We start from the raw sequence: 20,566 nt of genomic DNA, 5'->3' as shown, positions 1-20,566 counted from the left end.
AAGAAAACTTGTGATCAACGCGAAAAGGTTGAGTTTGTCTCATGTGGGGCTGGCTGTCGACAATGGCGGCATCTTTTACAGGAGGACGCACACCATGGCCCTGGCCCACACCTTGGGATTTCCCCGCATCGGCGCCGACCGAGAACTGAAAAAAGCGCTTGAAGCCTACTGGAAGGGCGACCTGGACACGGCCGGGTTGCAGGCGGTGGGCCGTGAATTGCGGGCCCGGCACTGGCAATTGCAGAAAGACGCCGGGATAGACCTGCTGCCGGTGGGGGATTTCGCCTGGTACGACCAGGTGCTCAGCCACACCTTGACCCTGGGAGCCGTGCCGGAGCGATTCCACGCGACCCTCGACGCCCATGGCCAACCGAGCCTGGACACCTTGTTCGCCATGGCCCGTGGCGCCACGGTGTCTTGCTGCAGTGCCGAGCATGGCCAGACGCAGCACGCCCAGGAACTGACCAAATGGTTCGACACCAATTACCACTATCTGGTCCCGGAGTTTTGCGCCGGACAGACCTTCAGCCTGAGCTGGTCGCAGCTGTTCGATGAGGTGGACGAAGCCCACGCCCTGGGACATCGGGTCAAACCGGTGATCATCGGCCCCCTCACGTACCTGTGGCTGGGCAAGGCCAAGGGGCAGGATTTCGACAGGCTCGAGTTGCTGGAGCGGTTGTTGCCGGTCTACGGCGAGATCCTCAATCGCCTGAAAGCCCAGGGTGTGGAATGGGTGCAGATCGACGAGCCGATCCTCACCCTCGACCTGCCCCAGGCCTGGAAAAACGCCTTCGAGCGGGCTTATCACATTCTTCAGTATTCACCCCTGAAGAAACTGGTGGCGACCTATTTCAGCGGCTTGCAGGACAACCTGGGCCTGGCCGTGGGCCTGCCGGTGGACGGCTTGCACATCGATGCAGTCCGGGCGCCGGAGCAACTGGGCCAGGTCCTGGATCGCCTGCCCAGCTACAAGATCCTGTCGGTGGGCCTGGTCAATGGCCGCAATGTCTGGCGTTGCGAACTGGAACAGGCGCTGGCGCAACTGCAGCCGGCCCAGGAGCGTTTCGGCGACAACCTCTGGGTGAGCACGTCGTGCTCGTTGCTGCACAGCCCGGTGGATCTGGAACGCGAAGACCGGCTCGATCCCGAACTCAAGGGCTGGCTGGCCTTCGCCGTGCAGAAGTGTGGTGAAGTGGCCGTGCTGCGCGATGCGCTGAACGATCCACTTGCCCCCGGCGCTCGCCAGGCCTTGGCCGAAAGCCGCGACGCGCAGGCCCGCCGCGCCGCCTCGACGCGCATTCACAAACCCGAGGTCCAGGCCCGCCTCGCTGCGATCGGCCCGCAGGACAGCCAGCGCCGTTCGCCTTTCGCGCAACGGATCGAGCAGCAGCGCGCGCGGCTGAAGTTGCCGGCCTTCCCCACGACCACCATCGGCTCGTTCCCGCAGACCCCGGCCATTCGCCTGGCACGCCAGGCATACCGGCAGGGCAAGCTGTCGGCCAACGATTATCAGGACGCCATGCACACCGAGATCCGCCACGCCGTGCAGATCCAGGAACGCCTGGGCCTGGACGTGCTGGTCCATGGCGAAGCCGAGCGCAACGACATGGTGGAATACTTCGCCGAACAACTGGACGGCTACGCCTTCACCCGTTTCGGTTGGGTGCAGAGTTACGGCTCGCGCTGCGTCAAGCCGGCCATCATTTATGGTGACATCAGCCGCCCCAAGGCCATGACTGTCGACTGGATCCGCTACGCCCAAAGCCTGACCGACAAGGTCATGAAAGGCATGCTCACCGGCCCGGTGACCATGCTGATGTGGTCCTTTCCGCGCGAAGACGTGTCGCGCCAAACCCAGGCGCAACAACTGGCACTGGCCCTGCGTGACGAAGTCCTGGACCTGGAGGCTGCCGGGATCCGCATCGTGCAGATCGACGAGGCGGCGTTCCGCGAGGGGTTGCCGCTGCGTCGCGGGCAATGGCAGGAGTACCTGGACTGGGCCGTGGAGGCGTTTCGCTTGAGCGCGTCGGGAGTGCGGGATGAAACCCAGATCCACACCCACATGTGCTACAGCGAGTTCAATGACGTGATCCAGGCCATCGCCGACATGGATGCCGATGTCATCACCATCGAAACCTCCCGCTCGGACATGGAACTGCTCGATGCCTTCGAAGCGTTCGACTACCCGAACGACATTGGCCCGGGTGTCTACGACATCCATTCGCCACGGGTACCGGACACCGCCGAGATGGTTGCGTTGGTGAGCAAGGCGGTCGAGCGAATCCCCGCCGAACAGCTGTGGATCAACCCCGACTGCGGCCTGAAGACCCGCGCATGGCCCGAGACCGAGGCGGCGCTGGTGAACATGGTGGCGGCGGCACGGCAGTTGCGCAGCCAGCTGGCTTGAATTTCCTAGCCACAGGGGGAGGTCTGTTCACACCCAATATGGAATATTGATCGTTCCCATGCTCCGTGTGGGAATGCCACCGTGACGCTGCGCGTCACCATGCAGAAGCGGAACGCGACGCTTCCCTGGCGGCATGCCCGCCCGGGAGCGGGGCGGGCATTCGACCGCTCGGCAATCTTCATCAAACTGTCACGCAACTGTGGCAGCGCGCTTGAACGAATTTCATCAGACTCGCGCTCTACTGGGGTTCTGCGTTTTGGTGTTTCTTCATGCGTGTGTTCATTTTCCTGGCCGTCCTGATGTTCGGCTTGCCGTCGTTGGCGGCGTCTCGTTGTGATGTCAATGTCGCGACCCAACGGGTCGATCTGGACCAGGTCAGCCTGGCGTACCAGAGTATTGGCCGTGCGTCCGATCCGGCGTTGCTGCTGGTGATGGGGTTGGGCGGGCAATTGATCCATTGGCCGGATGAAGTGGTGACAGCCCTGTGCGAGCAAGGCTTCCGGGTGATTCGCTACGACAACCGGGACGTGGGCCTGTCCACCTGGCGCCAGGCCCCCGGCAGCGCCAACCTCACGTTCGAAGCCTTGCGCTACAAGCTGGGCTTGCCGGTGGCGGCGCCCTATACCTTGACCGATATGGCCAGCGACGGGCTGGGCTTGATGGACGCGTTGCAAGTGCAGCGTTTTCACATACTGGGCGCGAGCATGGGCGGCATGATCGCCCAGCACATGGCGGCCATGGCGCCACAGCGGGTCGAAAGCCTGACCCTGATCATGACCAGCTCCAGCGCCCAGGGGCTGCCGGCGCCCAGCGAAGCGCTGGTGCAACTGCTGTCGCGACGCGGTGCGCCGAACCGAGAGATGGCCCTGGAGCAGCAGGCCGACCTGCTGGCCGCCTTGGGCAGTCCCATGGTGGTGGATGATCGCCAGGCGTTGCTGCACCAGGCCGCGCAGGCCTACGACCGGGCCTTCAATCCCGAGGGCGTCAAGCGCCAGATCATGGCAATCATGGCGGAGCCCAGCCGGGTAGCGCTGCTCAACCAGCTGCAGGTGCCGACCCTGGTGGTCCACGGCACGGCCGATCCCCTGTTGCCGGTCATGCACGGGGTGCACCTGGCGGCCCATATCCGGGGCAGCCAGTTGAAACTGATACCGGGTCTGGCCCATCGCTTCCAGGAGGCGTTCAGGGAGCCGTTGCTGGGGGCGGTGTTGCCCTATCTGCGGCAGCACCGCGAAGACACCTCCCACTGGGCCCAGCTGGAACCGGCCCAGGCGCCTAATCTGCTCTAGTGCGGGCCTGTTCCACCAGCCAGGCCATCAGCGCCTGCAACGCTGGCGAAGCCTGGGCGCTGCGTGGACAGACCAGGTAGTAGCCCAGGCCGGTCCTGACTTTCAGGTCGAACGGTGTCGTCAGTCTTCCAGCCTTGAGATCGTCGCCGATCAGCGCCCAGTCGCCGATGGCCACCCCGGTGCCCTGGGAGGCCATGGACATGGCCAGGTCCAGTGTCTCGAAATGCTGGCCGTGGGCGATCCGGGCCAGTTTCACACCGGCGGCTTCCAGCCAGGCATTCCAGTCGCGCTCATCATCGGTGGGGTGCAGCAGCAGGTGGTGCTGCAGGTCGGCGGGGGTGCGCAGCGGCACGGGGCCTTCGAGCTGCGACCGGGAACACACCGGCGTCAGTTGCTCGTCGAACAGGTGCAGGCAGGCCAGCGAGGTGTCCGGCGGCTGACCGTAGATCACCGCGGCGTCGAAGGGTTCGCGCTGGAAATCGACACCGTGCCGAGCGGTGCTGGTCAGTTTCACCGGCAGGTCCGGACGTTCCTTCTGCCATTGCAGCAGGCGCGGCAGCAGCCAGCGCATCACACAGGTCGGTGCCTTGAGCTGCAGGGTCTGGCGTTTCTCGCCGATCTGCTCCACGGCATCGCTGATCAGGCCGAACACTTCCTGGACCCTGGGCAGCCATGCCTGGCCCTCGGCGGTCAGGCTCAGGCCGCGCGCGTGGCGCTGGAACAAAGCATACCCCAAGTGATCCTCCAGGCCTGCGATCTGTCGACTCACTGCGCCCTGGGTGATGTGCAGCTGTTCGGCCGCCCGGGTGAAATTGCAGCACTGGGCCGTGACCAGGAAGGTATGCAATGCCGGCAACGGAGGAAGTCGTTTCATAGAGAGCCGAGTCATGACGTGAGGACATGGCTAGTATGACTTTTTATCCATTGTTGCCGCTATGGCCTGCCCGTTCCAATAACCCCATCCCCAAGGCAGACAGGCTCTATGCCAGCGGCTGCCGGGGGCTCGTCAAGACTGGAAAAGGGCAGGGGCAATGGCAACGTGCGGCGAAGTGTTGGTCAAGTTACTGGAAGGCTATGGCGTCGAGCAGGTATTCGGCATTCCCGGAGTGCACACGGTGGAGTTGTACCGTGGGCTGGCCGGCTCCAGCATTCGCCACGTGACACCGCGCCATGAGCAGGGCGCCGGTTTCATGGCCGACGGATATGCTCGGGTCAGCGGCAAGCCCGGCGTGTGTTTCATCATCACCGGCCCGGGCATGACCAACATCGCCACGGCCATGGGTCAGGCCTATGCCGATTCGATTCCGATGCTGGTGATTTCCAGCGTCCAGTCCCGCAGTCAGCTGGGGGGCGGCCGTGGCAAGCTGCACGAGCTGCCGAACCAGAGTGCGCTGGTGGGTGGTGTCGCGGCGTTTTCCCACACCTTGATGTCCGCCGCCGAGTTGCCAGGGGTGCTGGCCAGGGCTTTCGCGCTGTTCCAGGCTGGACGGCCGCGGCCGGTGCATATCGAGATTCCGCTGGACGTCCTGGTTGAAGAAGCGGATGCCTTGCTGACCAGTACGCCGGTCAATATCAGCCGTGCCGGTGCCGCGCCGGCCGCCGTGGCTTCCATGACGGCCCTGCTGGCGAACGCCAGGCGACCGTTGATCCTGGCCGGAGGCGGAGCCATCGATGCCGCGGCCCAGCTGACCGAACTGGCCGAGCGCCTCGGTGCGCCAGTGGCCTTGACCATCAACGCCAAGGGCCTGTTGCCGTCCCGTCACCCCTTGCTGATAGGCTCCACCCAAAGCCTGGTGGCCACTCGTGCGCTGGTGGCCGAGGCGGACGTGGTGCTGGCCGTCGGCACTGAACTGGCCGAGACCGACTATGACGTTACCTTCGCTGGCGGCTTCGAGATTCCCGGTGCGCTGCTGCGCATCGACATCGACCCGGACCAGACCGTGCGCAATTATCCGCCGCACCTGGCTCTGGTAGCGGATTCCCGTACCGCCGCCCAGGCCTTGCTGGACGAACTGGGCCGCCTGCCGCTGCCTGAGCGCGACACCGATTGGGGCGCGGCTCGCGTGGCGCGCTTGCGCGTCGCCCTGGAGCAGGATTGGGATGCCCCGACCCGTGCCCAGACGCTGTTGCTCGATACCGTTCTCCAGACGCTGCCCGATGCGGTTTTTGTCGGCGACTCCACGCAACCGGTGTATACCGGCAACCTGACCTTCAATCTCGAACAGCCACGCCGCTGGTTCAACGCGTCCACCGGCTATGGCACCCTCGGCTACGCGTTGCCGGCAGCCATCGGTGCCTGGCTCGGCGGCACGGACCAGGGCCAGGGGCGTCCGGCGGTGGTGTGCCTGATCGGCGATGGCGGCTTGCAATTCACCCTGGCGGAACTGGCCAGCGCCGTGGAGGCGTGTACACCGGTGATCGTGCTGCTGTGGAACAACCAGGGCTACGAAGAGATCAAGAAATACATGGTCAGGCGCGTCATCGAGCCGGTCGGCGTAGACATCTACACCCCGGACTTTGTCGGCGTCGCCAGGGCCCTGGGCTGCTTTGCGCAAGCCATCGATGGCGTGGAGCATTTGCGCGCGGCATTGCTGGCGGCCCGCGACCGCCAAGGCCCGACGCTGATCGAGATCGACCAGGCGCTCTGGATGGCTCAGGTGTCGCGATGAGGCCGAGCCAGGCAGCGGCAAGTCACGTCAGACCGTCAGGCGCAACCGCGCCAGGTCCCGCAACGGCGGGGCTCCGAACAACCGGCTGTATTCGCGGCTGAACTGCGAAGGGCTTTCGTAGCCCACCCGATAACCGGCCGCCGAGGCTTCCAGCCCCTCGGCCAGCATCAGCCGGCGGGCTTCCTGCAAGCGCAGTTGTTTCTGATACTGCAACGGGCTCATGGCCGTCATGGCCTTGAAGCGATGATGCAGGGTCGAGACGCTGAGGTTCACTTCCCGGGCCAGGTCATCGATGCGCAGCGGTTGTTCGAAATGACCGTTGAGCCATTTGATCGCCTGGCTGATGCGATGGCTCTGGCTGTTGGCGATGGCGATCTCGTACAGCCGGTAGCCCTGTGGGCTGCGCAGCAGGCGGTAGAGAATTTCCCTGCGCACCAGTGGCGCGAGCATGGCGATGTCTTTCGGCGTGTCCAGCAGCCGCGCCAGCCGCAGCACGGCGTCGAGCATCGGCGTGTCCAGGCGCTCCACATACAGCCCGCGTCCGGCAGGCCGGGTCGGCACTCCCAACGGTCCGGCGTCGGCGATCAGGGCGGTGATTTCCGCTGGATCGATGTCCAGGCGCAGGGCCAGGATCGGGTGTTCGGGGGACACTTCGGCAATGCGCCCGCTCAACGGCACCGACACGGAAACCACCAGGTAGTGGAGCGGATCGTAGCTGAACAGTTCATCCGCCAGGTACACCTGTTTCCTGCCTTGGGCCATGATGCACAGCGCCGGTTGTGCCAGCGCCGTCGCAAACTCATGGGGCCGACTGTGGCGTCCCAGGTGCAGCGAACCGATGGCGGTCGCGTAGCTGCCGTCTTCGCTGGTATTGCGATCGATGATCGACGCCAGTTCGGCGCGCTGTTGTTCCTGATGCGAGTCCAGGGGGGCGTGGGCGTGGTCGAGCGGCGACATGCCGGGATCCTCGAATGTCAGGGGCGATGGGCAAAGCTTATGTTTGTGCAAGGCGCAGCGGTAGCCACATCCTGTTGAAAGCTTGCCTGATCCTGCACGGCTCGCCGTGTCGTCGCCCGGGAATATCCCCTGAAACTTGCTTGAAACCTTTTGTCTCAATTTCCCGGGTCCCTGTGGTGCCATCGCCGTATCTGGCGCCAGCAATACGCAGGATTGTGCAAGGGGTCGGCAGAAATCGACTAACGAACCTGGTGGCGTGGCGCTTAACCTTTGATCCTGTCGCAGCCTGTCCCCGGCTGCACAACGGATTACCTGGGAGGGTTGAACATGTCTAAGCAGATCCCCGTCAGTCACATGGCTTTCGTGCGGGCCCGGTCCGGTTGCTCCCGGGCACTGGGTGCACGCCTGAGCACGCTGATCGCGCCCTCGCGCCAGGCCCCCGGTTGCATCCACTTTGCCCTGCAACAATCGCAATGCGACGCCGACTTGTGGCTGGTGTCGGGGCTCTGGACCGATCAGCAATCGATGGACGCCTACTTCAATTCCCCGGCCATGGGCATTTTCGCCGAACTGGTGCAGGACCTGGTGGTCAGCAGCCTGGACTTCCATACGTTCCGGGAAGTGTCTGCCACCCAGGCGACCGAAGGGTGCCTGGCGGCGGTACACAAACTGGCCGGTTGAAGGTTTAATGGCGGTCATTTCCACCGCCAGGATGCGTACACATGGCACGTAAAGCCTTTGAAACCTTCGAAGCTGTCTCCGCCGTCATCCCCAAAGAAGGGGGCGGCTACCATGCCGCCATCGCCACCAAGGCCATCGGTGGGGCCGGTGCGCCGCGTTTCAACAAGGTGCTCGAAGAGCAGACCTTCGATACCGCCGCCAAGGCCGATGAGGCCGCAGCCGTGCAACTGACCCACCTCAAGGGCGTCAGCGAGGATGGCGGATTGCTCTGGTAAACCCGCGTCGCCTGTTGGGCTCGGGAACGGGTCTGCACCTGTGGCGACCCTCTACTTCGGGCGATGCATCTTGAACAACGCCTCGGGGCCCAGCTGGAAGTAATCCGCCGGGCCGCCGCCGCGCAGGATCGGTTCGGCGGCAGCGGTGTCGTAGATCCCGTCCTTCAACAGCCACTTGGCGATGTGCACGGCGACGACTTCGCCGAGGATCAGCCAACTCGGCACCAGGCCTTTGTCCGCCCGCTGCAACTGAATGATCTGCGTGACCTTGCATTCGAAGGACACCGGGCTTTCGGCGACGCGCGGCACCTGTATCACCCGCGACGCGGCCGTCGTCAAACCCGCCAGTTCGAACTCGTCGACCTCGGGTGCAACCATCGCGCAGCTCTGGTTCATCTGCTCGGCCAGCGGCCGCGTGGCCAGGTTCCAGGCGAACTCACCGGTCTGTTCGATGTTGTTGAGGCTGTCTTTGCGCCCGACGCTGGAAAAGCCAATGATCGGCGGGATGTAGTTGAACGCATTGAAAAAACTGTAGGGCGCCAGGTTCAGGCGGCCTTCGGCATCCTGGGAAGAGATCCAACCGATAGGGCGCGGGCCGACGATGGCATTGAACGGGTCATGGGGCAGGCCGTGGCCGTTGGCGGGTTCATAGAAATGGATGTCATCGGGCATGGCGGGCGATCCCTGGAAGCGCTTTCGAAAGGGGCCAATAGTGCAAGGCCAGGGCATTTATTTCCAGTTCTGGTGGTGCAAGAAAGATCGCAACCTTTGGCAACGCCGACGGGATCTTAACCGTCCTGCCGTCGCTGCCAGAGGCGGCGATCTCTTGATACCCACTCATCAACCAATCGCTTCAGCAGTGCCGGTCTTGTCGAAACCGTCGGCGGCAATGGCGTTAGCAGTGCCGGTCTTGTCGAAGCCATCAGCGGCAATGGCGTCAGCGGTGCCGGTCTTGTCGAAGCCATCAGCGGCAATGGCGTCAGCGGTGCCGGTCTTGTCGAAGCCATCGGCGGCAATGGCGTCTGCGGTGCCGGTCTTGTCGAAGCCATCGGCGGCATAGCTACCGACGTGGCTACGTTCGATGGCGGCGCTGGCCTCTGAGCCGAAAGCGGCGGAACCGGTCTTGTCATAACCATCGGCGGCGAAGGTGTTGGCAGCCAGCATCGACAGGGTCAGGGCGATCATCAGTTTGGTTTTCATTTCAGTACTCCGAAGTGGTTGGCGATGGACGCCTTGGGGTTGAAACTCATGTTACGCTTGTTAAATCGATTAAAAAGAGCAAAAAAATGCTTAAAACAATCGGTTAAATAGATATGTGGGCGGCAGAGGCCCAGCGGTCGATAAAACTCATCACCGGCAAGGTCAACGGCGTTCTGTTGAGGATGAGAATGAGAGGCAGGCATTAACCAGAGATTAATGTCGGATAAATCTTTCGATACCGAACGAAAAAGGGGCGAACCCAGTAGGTTCGCCCCTTCGTTTTGTGCACCTCGGTGATCAGTCGGTCACGATCCGCGAGTGTTTGCGGGTGTCCTTCATGGTGATGTACACCAGCAGCGACACGGCGATGCACGCCGTGACGTACCAGTAGTAGCCGGTCTCCATGCCGATGCTCTTGAACCAGAGGGCAATGTATTCGGCGGTACCGCCGAAGATCGACACGGTCAGGGCGTAAGGCAGGCCGACACCCAGGGCGCGGATTTCAGTGGGGAACAGTTCGGCTTTCACCACGGCGTTGATCGAGGTGTAGCCACTGACAATGATCAGCGCGGCCATGATCAGGAAGAACGCGCCCCACCAGGTCTGGATGGTGTGCAGGGTGGTCAGGATCGGCACGGTGAACAGTGTGCCGAGGATGCCGAAGGCGATCAGGATCGGCCGGCGCCCGATCTTGTCCGACAGGCCGCCGATCACCGGCTGCAGGCACATGAACAGGAACAGCGTGGCAGCGGAAATCGTGGTGGAGTCGGAGATGCTCATGCCGACGGTGTTCACCAGGTATTTCTGCATATAGGTGGTGTAGGTGTAGAACGCCAGGGTGCCGCCCATGGTCAGGCCGACCACGGTGAGCAGTTCCTTGGGATGGCGCAGCAAGGTGCGCATGGCGCTTTCCTTGGACTTTTCCTTCTTGGTGAACGACTCGGTTTCTTCCATGCCGCGACGCAGGTACAGCGCCACGATCGCGCACAACGCGCCGATGGCGAAAGGAATACGCCACCCCCAGGCATACAACTGTTCGCTGGTGAGGAACTGCTGCAGCACGATCAGCACGCCGAGGGCGATGAGCTGGCCGGAAATCAGGGTCACGTACTGGAAACTGGAGAAGAAGCCGCGACGTTCCTTGGTCGCCATTTCGCTCAGGTAGGTGGCCGAGGTGCCGTATTCGCCTCCCACCGACAGGCCCTGGAGCAAGCGGGCGAACACCAGCAGGATCGGCGCGCCGACGCCGATGGTTTCGTAGCCGGGGCTCAGGGCGATGATCAGCGAGCCGAAGCACATCAGGTACACCGACGCCATCAATGCCCGTTTGCGGCCGGCACGGTCAGCGTACAGGCCCATCAGCCATCCACCGATAGGACGCATCAGGAAACCTACGGCGAAGATGGCGGCGGTGTTGAGCAACTGGGCGGTGGTGTCGCCCTTGGGGAAGAAGACTTTGGCGAAGTACAACGAGAAAGCGGCATAGACGTACCAGTCATACCACTCGACCATGTTGCCGACCGAGCCGCTGAAGATCGATTTGATCCGGCTGGCGGTGGTTCTTTCACGGGCGGGCACGGCAGCCGACCCAAGGGGCAGGGCGTTGGAGTTATCCATTGAAGGATCCTTCGTTTAATTGTTTTTGTGGAGCGCGCGGGAACGCAGCCTGACAGGGCTATAGCAGGAGCTGTGCCAGGAGACGAAGGGCCGGTCTAGAGGGGCTGGCGTTGGATAATGAGCGGAAATCCGCCTATCGGTGTCGTGAGGGTGAGCGGGAATCCGCTTACTTGGAGGGGCTGTGTTGTTGTGGCCGGCCTCATCGCGAGCAAGCTCGCTCCCACAGGGTGATGTGTCCACAGGACGACATGTGGGAGCGAGCTCGCTCGCGATGAGGCCAGGCCAGTCACTGCAAGAAGAACGACCTAACAGAAGCGCCTTGGCGCACTTCTGTCCAGTGCCAGCCTCAGGGTGAAGTCGTCGACGGTGTGAACTCCAGTTTCAACTCGCCCCGGTATTGCCCGGTGTCCTTGTCGATCTGGTTGAAGGGCGGTGTATCCAGGGTGATGGGCCATGGGGTGCACACGACCGGGAAGGGCACGTTGGGCAAGCGCACGGCGCGGATATCGGCATTGTCGATACCGGTATGGGCCACCGTTTGTCCCGACACGTGCTGTGTCTCCCCCAGGTTGGCGGTGCGGGTGCGAACCCGGTATTCGATCCGGTTTCGCTCACCCGTGCCGCCGGAGGCATGGTGCACGAAGAAGCGGCCCTCCATGCCGGGCACGGGGTTGGCGCCGGTGATGCGCACCTCGTAACGGTGGCTGTTGGCGTTATAGCCGTCGTAGAGGCACGCATCGACCACCGCCTGGCCGGATACCACGCCGCCCGGCCCGCTGCTCAATGGCCGGGTGCGCAGGTTCAGGTCCACCTGCGGGGTGCTGATGCCGTAGGCGGGCAGGTAGATCTGCACGTTATTGTGGTCGGTGACGTCCAGCTTGAAATCCACGGTGTAGATATGGGCGTCTCCGATCGGCTGCGAGTAGAACCTCCTGAGCTTCATGACCAGTTGTGCCGTCCAGATGCCACCGGAGGGCAATTTGGCGAGTTCCGAGCGAGGAATCCAGAGGGTGGAGGCGGTGCCCGTCACATCTACGCCCTCGCAGTTCCCGCTTGATGTCGAGGTCAGCATATAGGTGCTGGTTCCCCACGTCCCACAGGGGCTGTTTATCGCATTTCTGCGCGTGATGTTGCCTTTGAGGGTCAAGACCACGGAAAGCCGGCTGCGTCTTTCCGTGAAACGCAGGGGGATATCGGTGGTGCCATATCTTCCTCCTGTGGTGGTTCGGCATTGTCCGGTGGCGGGATCGGTGTTGGACAGGCAGACAAAGTGCATCGTTCTGTAGCTCGAATGTTCCACAGGCTGTTCGTGCCAGCCATGGATCATTCGCGTCCAGATGTAATGATCGGCGGGCGGAGTCGAGCGGTCGAACTGCAGCATCTCGGATTGATAGTGGTTGCCGGGATGGATGTCCCCCAGCACCGGCAGCGCAGCGAACGCGCCGATCAGTGCGCCCAGGCGACGCGCCCAACGTTGAAAGGTCGAAGTCATGGCAGGTTTCTCTTGTCTGGCGATAACGCGGCGCTGCGGCGTGCCGTCCAGCGTCCCAGTCGATCGGGGTCGTTCAGGTCCTTCGGCAATGCGTCCAGGGTGGTGCTATGGCAGGTGAGCGTGCCGACCTGCCGCAAGCTGCTGCGCGCGGTCGCCGACTGCACGGCACAGGCGTGCACCCCGTTCAGGTCCAGGGCGAACAACGGTTGCGGGTGTTTGGCCAGGTCGACGACGAAGCTGCCGTCCTCGGCGGTTTCCATCATCGCCGCGTTGAGGATGGCGGCCTGTGCCAGCGGTTGGCCCTGGGCATCCACCAGGCGTCCGACGTAGGTGTAGCTGAGGCTGGATTCGATGTACTGCACCGCCAGCTTGCCGGGTGGCAGGAACCAGTCGCGGCTGCCGTTGCCGACGTTCACCGTGCTCAGGTTCTGGCGCGAGGCATCGGCATCGCTGATGCGAGTCTGGGAAACCTGGAAGCCATTGATCGGAATCAGCCGTTTTTCACCGAAGCCGATGCTGGTCTGTGAGCCGTAGCCGCCACTGACCTTGGCCGCGGCACCGTTTGCATTGTCCGCCGGCGCCGCGACGATGCCGACGGCGGCTCCGGGGCCCGTACCGCCTTGGCCGTGGCCCCAGAAGAAACCCTCGCGCCCCAGTGCCAGGGAAGAGGAGTGGTTGCCGCTGAGGCCGGGGCGTGAATCGTTCCGGTCGCCGCCACGCTGCGACACCGCCAGGCTCGTTTCGCCCCAGCTGCGCTCGAGGCGCCCGGCCAGTTCGGCGTCCCAGCGGCCGAGGTCGTCGTAACCCAGCCCGGTGTTCAGTTCGTTGCGACCTTGTTCGCCGTCCCAGACACGGGTGTGGGCCAGGCTGGTCCGCACACTGTCGCTGGCGGCCCGTTCGCGGCGCGCGTCCATGCCGACACTGCTATGCCGGAAGCCGCCGGAGGTGGAGCGCTCGTTATGGGACAGGCTGAGGCTCAGGTACACGCCGTGGTCGGTGGGCCGGTTGCCGCTCTGGTTGCGAAACGCGCCCACCCGGTGGGTGAGGTGGAACTGCCCCAGGGGATGACCGCGGGAGAAACCCACCTGCAGGGTGCGGGCCCAGGTCGCGGTGGTCAGTTCGTCGGTCAGGTCCGGCTCGCCGGGCAACGTGTTCCAGTAATAGGAAGGGTTCACCTGGGCATAACGGTTGTAGCTGTAGCCGGCACTGAGGGCGCCGCCGGCCAGGGGTAGCGACGCGCTGGCCGTCAGCGATTCGTTGCAGCCACTCTGCTGGTAGGTACGCCGGTTGTGCTCGCAGGACGGGCTGCGCAGCGAGTAGCGATAGAGGTTCCAGGACAGGCCATGGTTGAACGTCAATTGCTGGCTGTTGCCGCTCGCCCCGTCATTGCCCTCCAGGATAGCGGCCGACAATGACCAACTGCTGGCGCCCAGCGTACCGGCCCAGTCCAGGCGGCTTTCGTTGTAGAAGGCCGTGTCCAGCCAGGTGATGCCGCTGGTGAGCGCCAGGTTGTCCAGCAACGGCACCCGCAGGCCGGTCTGGACCACGGCGGCGGGGTCCTGTTCGTACAGGGAGTGCTCGGCCGTGCGCCCGCCCTGCAAGAACCATTGCACGGTGTCATCCCCCAGGCCGTTGCCGTCGGTGCGGCTGAAGGGCACGGTTTCGGTACGGGTCACCTGGCCGTTTTCGATCACCCGCAGGGTCACCGGATAACTGCCGTTGGGGAAGGTGCGGGTGTCGACGTTCTGCACGCCGGCATCCAGGTAAGACGTCGAAAGCAATTCCTCGCCGCGAAAGGCGTCGACGCGGGCGCGCTGGGTCAGGATCAGGGAGATAGGCGTGCCCTGCCCGACGACATCGCGATTGAGGTAGGCCAGGGTGGTGCCGACCCGGGCACCGTCGATCCGGCCCAGGGGCAGCAGGCTGAAATTGAAGTTGCCGCCTTCGGCGCTGGACAGGTTGCTCATGTCCATGCGTCCCGCCTGCGCATAGTGTTCGCGGTCGAAATCGCGCCGGTAATAGGCGTTGTTGAATTCCAGGTTGCTGTCGCTGCCACGCTTGTTCTGGTTGGCCTGGTAGATCCAGGTGAATCCCAGGTGGCTGTTTTCACCCAGGCCCAGTGCACCGAGGCCGCTGGCGCCCAGGGCACGGTAACTGTCGGACTGGGCGATATTGATGTTCTGCCGGTGGACGAGGGCGTTCTGCGCCTCGCTCGGTGTATGCAACCGCAGGGTCGAGGCCTCGTTGGTGGGCAGCCAGTCCTTGCGCAGGAGCACCTGGAGCCGGGCGCCGGCCTCGTCGAGGATCACGGCCACTGCCTCGGTTTCCAGATAGCCGCAACTCGCCTCGCTGGCCAGACCGTAGGAGCAGGCCAGTTGGCTGTTGCTGGGCAAGGGCTGTGACAGCAGTGGCAACAGTTCCTGGGGCGTGGCCAGCGCGCCGGCCTCCACCAGCAGGGCCGCGATGCGTTCCGGTTGCTGGAATTCGATCCGGCCGGGCCGGACCAGCACCGGATGCAGGCCGAGGTTGCGATTGAACAGTTGCAGCTCGAGTTGTTCCACCTGACCCTCGACCAGGGCTTCGAAGCCAGCCGGTACCCGAGTCAGGTCGGCGGACGTGGCCGCTACGGCATCGGCCAGCGCCCATGAAAGGGAAATGGAGAGTGCGGTGAAATGGAGTTTCATACGGGGCCTTGGCGAAGAAAAAGGGGAGGTACGACGGTGCCGTACCCCCCCTCCGGGGAGGACCGACGGTCGTTACGGCTGCTGGGTCAGGACCAGGCTGACGATGCCTTCATAGCGGCCGGCGTTGGCGATGGCGCCGACGGTGGTCTGGCGGATGTCCAGCATCTGCTCGATCGAGCCGCTGGTCGGGTCGCCGCCGGGGAACAGGTCGGCAGCCGACAGGGAGACACCGGTGGTGTTCAGTGCGCGTCCACCGAAGCTGACGGACAGGGGAACGCCCGTGGCGGCGGGATTGGTCATGTTCGCCAGCACCGGGTTGGTGATCAGCCGCAGGGTCATGTCTTTGTCGGTGTCATTGCTGAAGATCCGCGTTCCCAGGCGGGTAGGCTGCAGACCCGCGCCTGGCAGGTAGGCCATCTCCATGGAAGCCGGCAGCGGGCTGCCATCGGACTGGAGCAGTTCGATCGTCGGATCGACATCGGCGTAGACCAGGATGCTTTTTTCCACCGCCAGGGCGGGCAGTGAAACCAGGGCAGCCAGTGCCAACGGAGCGATTTGGAACAGTTTCATGGGGTGTTGCCTCTTTGCTATGGATGAACAGGGCCAGACCACGTGCAAGGCACGTAGCTCAGGTGAAAAAGGGGTAGAGGGGTGGGGCTTTAAGGCAGCACGGCCAGGGTGCGGGGCTGCTTGTCGTCGCTGGTCACGAAGCGCATCAGCACGTTGCCGTTCACGCCGGGCGGCGAGACGGGGAGTGTGCTTCCCGGGTACAGGCTGCGATTGACGTCGTTCCAGATGCAGTCTTTCTCGCCCTTGGTGTCGGCGCAGCGGCCGACTTGCAATACGCCGACGCGCAGGGTGCCGTCGTTGCGCAGGGCGCCGCCGTTCTGCTGCAGGCTGATGCTGGTGCGGCGTTCGTCGGGCAGCAGGCGTACCAGGGCGCCCCAGATCAGGTTGACCCCGATCCTGGGCTGGACGCCTTGCTCGGAGGTGACTTCATCCGCCAGGTCCGGCGCGGCCACCGGCTCGAAATAAACGCGGTAGACGGTTTCCTCGCTGGGGATCGCTTGCGCGATAATACGTACCGTACGACTGGCGCCCGGGGCGAGCACCGTGCGTTGTGGCGACACGACGATACCCTGGGTATCGGCGGGAGACAGCGGGCTTTCATGTTCGTCCGGTGTGCCGGGGCGCTGGATCCGGGTCACGCTGACCTTGATGTATTGCACCTTGTCCGATTTGGAGTGCAGTTGGATCTGGCCGATACCGTCCTGTTCGGCGCCGATGGTGCTGGTCATCGGGTAGACCACCATGTTGGCGGCCGCCGGCATCGACAAACCGAGTACCAGCGTCAGGAGTGCCAGCTTGCTCGAGACAGCCCATCGAACGGTAAATGTTTGATACAAATGCATGTCTGACCTCAAGTGGGTGAGAAAACATCAAGGTTTTCAATACGCTTGGTGGAGGATCCTGCCCTTGACTCCGGGTCCGTAGCGGTGAAGAGAAATCTCTCGTCTCGGGGGCGAGCTATATTTGTGTTACTTCCTTTTGTGCTACAGATGCATCCCTATTTCATGTAGGAAATTTCCAAAGTAGATTCAGACCCAACGCACCTGAACACGCTGGCTGCCGTCAATGAGGTGACTTCTCGGACGCGCGGCATTGGCACGGGCATGGTGGATTCCTGTGAGGCAAAGATGAGTGTTGTTTGTCCGAATTATTTTGGTGGGATAGTTACACCATGTCAATAGATTTGGTGGGATATATCCACGTTCGCTTGCGCGAAGAGATTGACCGTTGCGGTTTTTCGTTGGCGGCCGCCTCCCGGGCCGCCGGGGAGTCCAGCCCGCAACGCTTGAAGGAAGTGGTGTCCGGGCGGCAGAAATGCCCGGCCGACCTGGTGGCGAAACTGGCGGTGATCGGCGTGGATGCGCAGTACGTCCTGATCGGCGAACGCGGGCAAGCCGTGAAGCCATCATTGGCGCCTGATGAGGAAATGCTATTGGAGAGTTACCGCGCCCTGGATGTGGCCGGCAAGAAAAGGATGCTCGCCAGCCTGGTCTCAAGCTAGGCGCTGCGTCCACCGCGAGCAGGCTCGCGTCCATATGGGGCGGGTGTCTGCGGTATGGGGGGCCGACACCGCAGCGGTCCGAGCGATGGCCGATCCAGGCCTTGCGGCATCAGCTGTCCTGCAGGAACATTTCTCGACTCAGCCCATGGCGCTGCATCTTTTCGTTGAAGGTGCGGCGTGGTAGCTGCAGTTCTTCGAGCACCGCTTTCACGTCACCCTTGTGTCGGGCCAGGGCGGCGCGCAGGCATTGGGCTTCGAACGCTTCCTGCCGGGCCGCGAGGGATTGGCCTGGCTCGCTTTCCAGCAGGTGCGGCTGGTCCAGCCCCAGTAACTGGCGTTCGGCGACATTCGCCAGTTCGCGCACGTTGCCCGGCCAGTCGTGGCTCAGCAGATGGCTCAGTTGCGGGCCGCTCAGGGGCGCGGCGCGGCGGCCGAGGCGTTCGGCGGCGCTGTGGGTGAAGTGTTCGAACAGCAGGGGAATGTCTTCGCGCCGCTCACGCAACGGCGGCAGGCGCAGCTCGGCGATGTTCAGGCGATAAGCCAGGTCTTCGCGAAAGCGTCCGGCCCGGGCTTCTTCCAGCAAGTCCGGCTTGGTGGCGGCGACGATGCGCAGGTCCACGGCAATGCTCTGGTTCGAGCCCAGGCGTTCGAGCTTCTGTTCCTGCAATACCCTCAGCAGCTTGACCTGCTGGGCCAGAGGCATGCTTTCGATCTCATCGAGAAACAGCGTGCCTCCGTCGGCGTATTCGAGCTTGCCGATGCGCTTGCCCTGGGCGCCGGTGAACGCGCCGCTTTCATGGCCGAACAGTTCCGCCTCGAACAGCGGCTCGGGAATGGCCGCGCAGTTCAAGGCCACGAAGGGCTTGCTCGCCCGCGGGCCGAAGTCATGCAGGCAACGGGCGACCAATTCCTTGCCGCTGCCGGTTTCGCCGCGGATCAGCACGTTGACCGGCAACGTCGCCAGGTCCAGTACCTGGCGCCGCAGGTTCTGCAGCGCCCGGGAAACACCCAGCAATGTCCCATCGAGTCGGGCCCTGGCGTCGGCCTGTTCGTGCAGCCGCCGGTTCTCCAGGACCAGGGCGCGCTTGTCCAGGGCACGGCGCAGGCTGCCGAGCAGGGCTTCGGGGCTGAAGGGTTTTTCCAGGAAGTCGTAGGCGCCGTCACGCATGGCTTCGACGGCCATGGGCACGTCGCCGTGGCCGGTCAGCAGAATCACCGGCAGATCCGGGTCGCGCCGCCGTACTTCGGCCAGCAGTTCCAGGCCGCTGAGCCCAGGCATGCGTACATCGCTGAGGATCACCCCGGCAAAATGCTCAGGCAAGCTCGCCAGGCACTCCTCGGCGCGGCCGAACAATTGCACCTGGAACCCCGAGAGGCTCAGCCATTGCTCGACGGCGCTGCGAATGCTGGCTTCGTCGTCCACCACCATCACGTTTTGCAACAGGGACTCGCTAGGCATGCAACTGCGCCTCCTGGTCGATGGGCAAGGTCACGCAGAATACCGCGCCGTTTTCATGGTTGTCCGCCGTCAGTCGTCCGCCGGACTCATGGATGATGGCGAACGAAACCGCCAGCCCCAGGCCCAGGCCGTCGCCCACGGCCTTGGTGGTGAAGAACGGATCGAAGACCTGCGCCAGGTGTTCCTCGGCGATGCCGCTACCACTGTCGCTGACCGTCAGGCGCCACAACTGATCATCGGCCTCCAGGCGTATTTCCAGGCGTTTGAGCGGTTGTCCGGCCATGGCGTCGAGGGCATTGCGCAACAGATTGATCAACACCTGTTCGAGGCGGATCGCGTCGCCACGTACCCACGCCGGGCGGGCCAGGTGCAGCACGGTGTCGATCTGCTCATCGCGCAGGCGTGTCTCCAGCAGTTGCAGGGCCTGGTCCACCACCGCCGCCAGGTCCAGGCGTTCGCGCAGGCCGCTGGGGCTTTTGCGGGCGAAGGTCTTCAGGTGGCCGGTGAGGGCGGCCATGCGGGTGAGCATGTCGTCCACCGGATTGAGGGCCTTGTAGGCATCATCGACCCGGCCGTGATCCAACAGCAGGCGCAGGGTCGCCAGTTGCGTGCGCTGGGCGGTCAGCGGCTGGTTGATTTCATGGGCCAGGGCCGCCGACATCTGCCCCAGGGCCGCCAGCTTGGCCGATTGCACCAGCCCTTCCTGGGCCGTGCGCAGCTCCCGGGTGCGCTCTTGCACCAGGCGTTCGAGTTCGGCGCGGCTGCGCTGACGCAGTTTCGCCAGGCGCCAGCGCTGGTTGAGAAACAGCAACAGGAACACCAGCGCCAGCCATGAGCCGGCAGCGGCGAGCCCGGCGTTGCGCAGGTCCTCGAAGGCGATCTGAGGAGGGCGCAGCAGGTGCAGCGTCCAGCCTTCGGCAGGCAGCGGCAGGGACTCCCACAAGTAATCCGCAGCGCCCTCGGGAGCCTCGACCCGGCTCAGATGGCTGTTGTCGTCAAAGCGCCGCAACGGCTCGAAGGACAGCGCTTGCAGCGGCTGCTTGTCGTATTGGCGGGTGGCCTTGAGCTCGGCGCGGTCGCTGTCGGTCAGGGGGCGCAGGTGGCGATAGCGCCAACCCGGTCGGTTGGCAATGAAGATGATGCCTCGGGCATCGCTGACCAGCAGGGTGTCGCTGCCCTGGCGCCATTCTCGTTCGAGCTCGGGAAATTCCAGCTTCACCACCATCGCCCCGAGGAAGCCGCCGTCGTCGCCGGTCACCGCGCTGGACAGGAAGTATCCCGGGATGCCGCTGGTCACGCCCACCGCATAAAACCGCCCGGTGCCCTGGGTACGGGTCTGGAGAAAATAAGGCCGGAACCCATAGTTGTGCCCGACGTAGCTGCTGGGCAACCGCCAGTTGCTGGCCGCCACCGCCAGACCGGTACGGTCGAGCAATTCCAGGGTGGACGATTGCGCGGCACCGTTGATCTTTTCCAGTTTGCGATTCAGCGCATCCTGCTGCGCTGCGCTGACGGGACCGTGGAGGGCCGCGCGCAACTCCGGGTCCAGGGCCAGCACGGCGGGCAGGGCACGGTAACGGTCGATCAGGGTGTGCAGGGAATTGGCGTACAACGCCAGTTGCTGGTTCGCACGGCTGGCGTCTTCCTCCAAGGCCGCGCGTTCGGCGTGGCGCACGGCCAGGGCCGCGGCGCCGACGGCGCCCGCCAGGATCAGCAGGGTATACAACGACAGACGCAAGGTACGGGAAGTCGGCAGCATGCTGGC

17 protein-coding genes are annotated in these 20,566 nt (G+C 63.8%); 6 read left to right on the top strand and 11 right to left on the bottom strand.

Translation table 11 applies throughout. The annotated features are described in order from the left end of the window. Nucleotides 1–94 precede the first annotated feature (94 nt). Both metE and BT179_RS18270 read left to right on the top strand, forming a co-directional pair. A complete protein-coding gene (gene metE, locus BT179_RS18275; RefSeq protein WP_072395282.1) occupies nt 95–2,407 on the top strand; it encodes a 5-methyltetrahydropteroyltriglutamate--homocysteine S-methyltransferase in 2,313 nt (770 codons plus the stop codon). 269 nt (nt 2,408–2,676) lie between these two features. Continuing rightward, complete coding sequence (locus BT179_RS18270) at nt 2,677–3,696, top strand: alpha/beta fold hydrolase (RefSeq protein WP_072432118.1); 1,020 nt, start codon at nt 2,677–2,679, stop codon at nt 3,694–3,696. Here the strand turns inward: BT179_RS18270 and BT179_RS18265 are convergent. After that, on the bottom strand, nt 3,683–4,570 hold the full coding sequence (locus BT179_RS18265; protein ID WP_072432119.1) for a LysR substrate-binding domain-containing protein: 888 nt from the start codon (nt 4,568–4,570) through the stop codon (nt 3,683–3,685). The genes BT179_RS18270 and BT179_RS18265 overlap by 14 nt on opposite strands. Before the next feature lie 157 nt (nt 4,571–4,727). Here BT179_RS18265 and BT179_RS18260 point away from each other — a divergent pair, with 157 nt between their 5' ends. Then, nucleotides 4,728–6,365 (top strand): 5-guanidino-2-oxopentanoate decarboxylase, encoded by a 1,638-nt coding sequence (locus tag BT179_RS18260; protein ID WP_072432120.1) that lies wholly within the window; start codon nt 4,728–4,730, stop codon nt 6,363–6,365. Between the two features lie 27 nt (nt 6,366–6,392). Here the strand turns inward: BT179_RS18260 and BT179_RS18255 are convergent, their stop codons facing one another. After that, nucleotides 6,393–7,322, bottom strand: a complete 930-nt coding sequence (locus BT179_RS18255) for an AraC family transcriptional regulator (protein ID WP_072395273.1) — start codon at nt 7,320–7,322, stop codon at nt 6,393–6,395. A gap of 327 nt (nt 7,323–7,649) precedes the next feature. Here BT179_RS18255 and BT179_RS18250 point away from each other — a divergent pair, with 327 nt between their 5' ends. Further along, nucleotides 7,650–8,003, top strand: coding sequence for a putative quinol monooxygenase (locus BT179_RS18250; RefSeq protein WP_072395271.1), 354 nt, complete (start codon nt 7,650–7,652; stop codon nt 8,001–8,003). A 41-nt stretch (nt 8,004–8,044) separates the two neighbouring features. Then, on the top strand, nt 8,045–8,278 hold the full coding sequence (locus BT179_RS18245) for a hypothetical protein (RefSeq protein WP_072395269.1): 234 nt from the start codon (nt 8,045–8,047) through the stop codon (nt 8,276–8,278). Nucleotides 8,279–8,329: 51 nt separating this feature from the next. Here the strand turns inward: BT179_RS18245 and BT179_RS18240 are convergent, their stop codons facing one another. The 7 genes from BT179_RS18240 to BT179_RS18210 all read right to left on the bottom strand — a co-directional run bounded on the left by BT179_RS18240 (nt 8,330) and on the right by BT179_RS18210 (nt 16,683). Beyond that, the gene (locus BT179_RS18240) at nt 8,330–8,950 is read right to left on the bottom strand and encodes a flavin reductase family protein (RefSeq protein ID WP_072395267.1); all 621 of its coding nucleotides are present in this window, start codon (nt 8,948–8,950) and stop codon (nt 8,330–8,332) included. Nucleotides 8,951–9,118: 168 nt separating this feature from the next. Beyond that, nucleotides 9,119–9,478 (bottom strand): hypothetical protein, encoded by a 360-nt coding sequence (locus BT179_RS18235; RefSeq protein WP_072395266.1) that lies wholly within the window; start codon nt 9,476–9,478, stop codon nt 9,119–9,121. Nucleotides 9,479–9,775: 297 nt separating this feature from the next. Continuing rightward, nucleotides 9,776–11,095, bottom strand: a complete 1,320-nt coding sequence (locus tag BT179_RS18230; protein WP_072395264.1) for an MFS transporter — start codon at nt 11,093–11,095, stop codon at nt 9,776–9,778. 346 nt (nt 11,096–11,441) lie between these two features. Beyond that, complete coding sequence (locus BT179_RS18225) at nt 11,442–12,587, bottom strand: CfaE/CblD family pilus tip adhesin (protein ID WP_072432121.1); 1,146 nt, start codon at nt 12,585–12,587, stop codon at nt 11,442–11,444. Beyond that, entirely contained in the window at nt 12,584–15,271 is a 2,688-nt protein-coding gene (locus tag BT179_RS18220; RefSeq protein WP_072432122.1) for a TcfC E-set like domain-containing protein, read from the bottom strand. Before BT179_RS18220 ends, BT179_RS18225 begins: the two co-directional genes overlap by 4 nt. A 72-nt stretch (nt 15,272–15,343) precedes the next feature. Further along, nucleotides 15,344–15,841, bottom strand: a complete 498-nt coding sequence (locus tag BT179_RS18215) for a CS1 type fimbrial major subunit (RefSeq protein WP_072395258.1) — start codon at nt 15,839–15,841, stop codon at nt 15,344–15,346. An 89-nt stretch (nt 15,842–15,930) separates the two neighbouring features. After that, a complete protein-coding gene (locus BT179_RS18210) occupies nt 15,931–16,683 on the bottom strand; it encodes a fimbrial protein TcfA (protein ID WP_072395246.1) in 753 nt (250 codons plus the stop codon). Between the two features lie 329 nt (nt 16,684–17,012). Here BT179_RS18210 and BT179_RS18205 point away from each other — a divergent pair, with 329 nt between their 5' ends. Continuing rightward, on the top strand, nt 17,013–17,342 hold the full coding sequence (locus tag BT179_RS18205; RefSeq protein WP_143007948.1) for a hypothetical protein: 330 nt from the start codon (nt 17,013–17,015) through the stop codon (nt 17,340–17,342). Nucleotides 17,343–17,451: 109 nt separating this feature from the next. Here BT179_RS18205 and BT179_RS18200 read toward each other — a convergent pair whose 3' ends face one another. Continuing rightward, a complete protein-coding gene (locus BT179_RS18200; RefSeq protein WP_256327853.1) occupies nt 17,452–18,801 on the bottom strand; it encodes a sigma-54-dependent transcriptional regulator in 1,350 nt (449 codons plus the stop codon). Beyond that, entirely contained in the window at nt 18,794–20,560 is a 1,767-nt protein-coding gene (locus BT179_RS18195; protein ID WP_072432123.1) for a sensor histidine kinase, read from the bottom strand. Before BT179_RS18195 ends, BT179_RS18200 begins: the two co-directional genes overlap by 8 nt. Between the last annotated feature and the right edge of the window lie 6 nt (nt 20,561–20,566).

It is taken from the genome of Pseudomonas sp. NFACC43 (assembly GCF_900119645.1).
In the GTDB taxonomy this organism is placed as follows: domain Bacteria; phylum Pseudomonadota; class Gammaproteobacteria; order Pseudomonadales; family Pseudomonadaceae; genus Aquipseudomonas.
Note: the sequence above shows the minus strand (reverse complement) of the source record. Positions and strands in the feature narration are given on the sequence as shown.

Bases quoted from the DNA above. Each gene is read 5' to 3' on its own strand.
- BT179_RS18210 (WP_072395246.1), bottom strand. From the start codon at position 16,683: ATGCATTTGTATCAAACATTTACCGTTCGATGGGCTGTCTCGAGCAAG.
- BT179_RS18220 (WP_072432122.1), bottom strand. From the start codon at position 15,271: ATGAAACTCCATTTCACCGCACTCTCCATTTCCCTTTCATGGGCGCTG.
- BT179_RS18250 (WP_072395271.1), top strand. From the start codon at position 7,650: ATGTCTAAGCAGATCCCCGTCAGTCACATGGCTTTCGTGCGGGCCCGG.
- BT179_RS18240 (WP_072395267.1), bottom strand. From the start codon at position 8,950: ATGCCCGATGACATCCATTTCTATGAACCCGCCAACGGCCACGGCCTG.
- BT179_RS18255 (WP_072395273.1), bottom strand. From the start codon at position 7,322: ATGTCGCCGCTCGACCACGCCCACGCCCCCCTGGACTCGCATCAGGAA.
- BT179_RS18215 (WP_072395258.1), bottom strand. From the start codon at position 15,841: ATGAAACTGTTCCAAATCGCTCCGTTGGCACTGGCTGCCCTGGTTTCA.
- metE (WP_072395282.1), top strand. From the start codon at position 95: ATGGCCCTGGCCCACACCTTGGGATTTCCCCGCATCGGCGCCGACCGA.
- BT179_RS18205 (WP_143007948.1), top strand. From the start codon at position 17,013: ATGTCAATAGATTTGGTGGGATATATCCACGTTCGCTTGCGCGAAGAG.
- BT179_RS18225 (WP_072432121.1), bottom strand. From the start codon at position 12,587: ATGACTTCGACCTTTCAACGTTGGGCGCGTCGCCTGGGCGCACTGATC.
- BT179_RS18195 (WP_072432123.1), bottom strand. From the start codon at position 20,560: ATGCTGCCGACTTCCCGTACCTTGCGTCTGTCGTTGTATACCCTGCTG.
- BT179_RS18265 (WP_072432119.1), bottom strand. From the start codon at position 4,570: ATGAAACGACTTCCTCCGTTGCCGGCATTGCATACCTTCCTGGTCACG.
- BT179_RS18230 (WP_072395264.1), bottom strand. From the start codon at position 11,095: ATGGATAACTCCAACGCCCTGCCCCTTGGGTCGGCTGCCGTGCCCGCC.
- BT179_RS18235 (WP_072395266.1), bottom strand. From the start codon at position 9,478: ATGAAAACCAAACTGATGATCGCCCTGACCCTGTCGATGCTGGCTGCC.
- BT179_RS18245 (WP_072395269.1), top strand. From the start codon at position 8,045: ATGGCACGTAAAGCCTTTGAAACCTTCGAAGCTGTCTCCGCCGTCATC.
- BT179_RS18270 (WP_072432118.1), top strand. From the start codon at position 2,677: ATGCGTGTGTTCATTTTCCTGGCCGTCCTGATGTTCGGCTTGCCGTCG.
- BT179_RS18200 (WP_256327853.1), bottom strand. From the start codon at position 18,801: ATGCCTAGCGAGTCCCTGTTGCAAAACGTGATGGTGGTGGACGACGAA.
- BT179_RS18260 (WP_072432120.1), top strand. From the start codon at position 4,728: ATGGCAACGTGCGGCGAAGTGTTGGTCAAGTTACTGGAAGGCTATGGC.